The 2,119-nt window shown below is 74.1% G+C and carries 3 pseudogenes and 1 riboswitch; of the pseudogenes, 2 read left to right on the top strand and 1 reads right to left on the bottom strand.

The annotated features are described in order from the left end of the window. Positions 1–429 (bottom strand): annotated as a pseudogene (locus RH94_RS41530) (C40 family peptidase); the annotation flags it as partial. Positions 430–437: 8 nt separating this feature from the next. Next, positions 438–613: riboswitch (cyclic di-AMP (ydaO/yuaA leader) on the bottom strand. 129 nt (positions 614–742) lie between these two features. On the opposite strand from RH94_RS41530, the pseudogene RH94_RS24080 reads away from it, so the two are divergent. Together RH94_RS24080 and RH94_RS44410 are read left to right on the top strand one after the other, a co-directional pair. Then, positions 743–1,484, top strand: a pseudogene (locus RH94_RS24080) (SOS response-associated peptidase). 207 nt (positions 1,485–1,691) lie between these two features. Beyond that, positions 1,692–2,119 (top strand): annotated as a pseudogene (locus RH94_RS44410) (AI-2E family transporter); the annotation flags it as partial.

The following is a 2,119-nucleotide window of genomic DNA, read 5'->3' as shown; positions in this document are numbered from 1 at the left end:
CAACTCCCGCACCGGCGGGGCCGCCGCGACGGCCGGGAGCTCGGGTGCCGGCCCGGCCTGCGCCGCACCCGCGGACAGCTCCAGCCGGGGCGGCTTGCCCTCCAGCCCCAGCCCCTCCAGAACATCCGCCGGACGCCTGCTCGGCTTCTCCGTACGGGAGTTGGCCCGGCTCGGCATGCGGTCGGGCGGCAGGACCGCCGGAACGATCGGGCCCAGCTGGGCGCGCGCCACGTCGAACCACTGCCTGGCCACCTGGTCAGGGGCCGCATCGGAGCCCCGGGAACCACCCCGCGCACGCCCGCTCTTGCTCATCGCGCGGGTGGCGTTGAAGTTGCCCGTGGCGTTCTCCGCCTGGTCGTAGAGGCTGCTGATCCGCTGCTGCACCTCAGCGCGACTGGGCTTGTCGTCGCTCGGTCGTTCCGGCGCCAAGGAAGACGCACTCCTTCCATAGGCCGCCTGCCGAGTCAGCTGTCGGGTTCGGGCGGACGTTCTGCGGAAGGCGTGCCCTACGGCCCTTGTCCGGAGGGACGGTTGAGCCGATTCACCCCGATGCCGGTCGGGTCCCCGGCTCCGGATGCCGTGGGGGGCGTACCGGACTCGGCGGAGGCCGCACGATCCGACGGGACTCGCCGGAGGCAATCGTGCGGCCTGGACGTCAACTTAGCGAACGTGTGTGCCTCGTGTGAAGATTGAAGTGCGGTATGTCCGATACGTAAATGTGACCTTTCCCGGATGGGGTCCCATGTGCGGTCGCTACGTCTCCACCCGCGGCCCCGAGGAGCTGGTCCAGCACTTCGGGGTCACCGAGTGGTGCCCGGAGGAGGCGCTGGAGCCCAGCTGGAACGTCGCCCCGACCAACCGGGTGTGGGCCGTACCGGAACGCTCCCCGCGGGAGGACCGTGAGGCCGCCTCCGCGCACAGGGCGCTGCGACCGCTGCGCTGGGGACTGGTCCCGTCCTGGGCGAAGGACGAGCGGATCGGCGCCAGGCTGATCAACGCACGGGCCGAGACCGTGCACGAGGAGCCCGCCTTCCGCCGCGCCTTCGCCGAACGCCGCTGCCCGCTGCCCGCCGACGGCTTCTGCGAAGGGCGGCAGGTCGCGTCCGGGACAACCGGCAGGACCCGCGAGCAGCCGTACTTCATCAGCCCCGAGGACGGCCGGCCGACGGCGTTCGCCGGACTGTACGAGTACTGGCGCGACCCGGAGGCCGAACGGGACGACGACCCCGCCGCCCGGCTGACGACCTGCACCATCATCACCACCGAGGCCACCGACGCCGCCGGCCGCGTCCACCCCCGCATGCCGCTCGCCCTCACTCCGGACCACTACGACGCCTGGCCCGACCCCCGTCACCAGGACCCCGAGGAGCTGCGGGAACTGCTGAGCCCCGGCGGGCGGGCACCTCGGCACCCGGCCCGTCTCCCCGGCCGTCAACAACGTACGCGACGACGGCCCCGACCTGCTGGAGGAGACCCCGCCGTGACAGGCCGAGCTCCCGCGGTCCCCGGCCGCGCGCGGCGCCGTACGCCGGACGGGCACCCGTTCCCCCCGACGCCCCCGACGACCGCCCGACCGGGCGAACCGCACCCGTGCCCCCGCTCCGCCGGCCCTTACCGTGCTCTGGATACGACCGTCACAGCCGGCGTGGCGACGGTCCCGACGTGACGGCCGGTCGGAAACGGGAGGCGCGGTGACGGATGCGGGTGGTCCGGCGTCCGGGCGGGGCCGCGGGCGCCGGACGGGCGGCGCCGTGCTGGGCAGCCGTCCGGCGCACTCCGTACGCCTCCCGCCGCGGAGGCGGCCCGCTCCCGCCGCCGTGAAGGCCGAGCACCCGGTCCCCTGGCTGCGCGTCGCCGCCGACTACGCCTGGCGGCTCGTCCTCGTCGGCATCGTCGTCTACGGCGTCTTCACCGTCCTCGGCCGCTTCCAGCTCATCGCCACGGCCGTCTTCCTGGCCCTGGTCGTCACCGCGGTCCTGCGCCCCCTGGCCGACCTGCTGAACCGCCTCCTGCCACGGCCGCTCAGCGTCGCCGTCGCCCTGGTCGGCAGCCTGCTCGCCCTGCTCGCCCTCTTCGTCCTCGTGGGCAGCGTGGTGGCGGGGGAGTCGGCGAAGCTGGC

The sequence above is a fragment of the Streptomyces kebangsaanensis genome, assembly GCF_001906585.1.
Classification (GTDB): Bacteria; Actinomycetota; Actinomycetes; order Streptomycetales; family Streptomycetaceae; genus Streptomyces; species Streptomyces kebangsaanensis.
The sequence above is the reverse complement of the archived record's forward strand: the minus strand, read 5'-3'. Positions and strand labels throughout refer to the sequence as shown.